The following is a 1,045-nucleotide window of genomic DNA, read 5'->3' on the forward strand; positions in this document are numbered from 1 at the left end:
GCCTTGGCGCCGTTGATCGCGATGCGCCGCCCGTGCTCCGGCGCCTTGGCCGAGCGGGGCAGGCTCACGCTGAGCACGCCGTTCTTGAACGACGCCTCGGCCTTGTCCTCTTCGACCGCGAAGGGCAGCGCGAGCACTCGCTCGAAGCGGCCGTAGGAGCGCTCCGTAAAGCCGCGCTCCTTGTCCGTCGTCTCCGCCCGCTTCTCGCCGCGCAGCGTCAGGACGCCGTCGTCGATCGTGAGCTCGACGTCCTTCTCCTCCAGGCCAGGCAGCTCGGCCGAGACGCGCAGACCCTGCTCGGTCTCGACCATCTCGACGCTCGGCCAGCCAAGGCCGCGCGTCGCCAACCCGGGCATGCCGCTTCCGAGTCCTGAGAAGACGTCGTCAAACAGGCGGTTCATCTCGCGGTGAAGCTGCAGGAAGGGGCTCATGGGCTCGTCCCGCATCCGGCTCGGCATCGGGGCGCTCGTGCTGCGGCCCCACGGGATCAGATCTCTCACACTCATGGCTCATCTCCATCAGCATGGTTGAAGGCGTGTGACCTCCCTCGCGGGTTGGTCTGCCCGCGAGTTCATGTTCATCGTCGAAGGGGTGCTCAGGCGACCTTGGCCTGACCCTCGATCTGGGCAGGCTTGTTGTCCTGGCCGCCTTCTGGCGCGCCGCCAATCGCGATGCGTCGCGGCTTCAGCGCCTCGGGCACCTCGCGCTTGAGCTCGACCGTCAGCAGGCCATTCTCCAGGGTGGCACCCGTGACCCTTACATGCTCGGCCAGATTGAAGGTCTGGCGGAAGGTGCGGGCCGCGATGCCACGATGCAGGTACTGGTGCTCGCCGTCCTGGCCCTTCTTCTGGCCAGCCACCAGGAGCGCGGTATCGTGCTGGGTGAGTTCGATCTCGTCGGGCGTGAAGCCCGCGACCGCCATGGTGATGCGGTACTCGTCCTCAGCCACCTTCTCGATGTTGTAGGGTGGCCAAGCGGCGGAGGGCTCGACCCGCTCGGCCTGGGTGAGCAGATCGAGAAGCCGGTCGAAACCGACGGACGAGCG

Annotated in this window: 2 protein-coding genes; both read right to left on the bottom strand. The window is 67.3% G+C overall.

The features are described from left to right. Positions 1 to 506: Hsp20/alpha crystallin family protein (locus WDW90_RS37455; protein WP_336492779.1), on the bottom strand; the 506-nt coding region annotated here is incomplete at its 3' end. Positions 507 to 595: 89 nt separating this feature from the next. After that, positions 596 to 1,045, bottom strand: a 450-nt coding sequence (locus WDW90_RS37460; RefSeq protein ID WP_336492780.1) for an Hsp20 family protein, incomplete at its 5' end; no start/stop codon positions are given.

The sequence above is a fragment of the Methylobacterium nigriterrae genome (genome assembly GCF_037106235.1).
GTDB lineage: Bacteria > Pseudomonadota > Alphaproteobacteria > Rhizobiales > Beijerinckiaceae > Methylobacterium > Methylobacterium nigriterrae.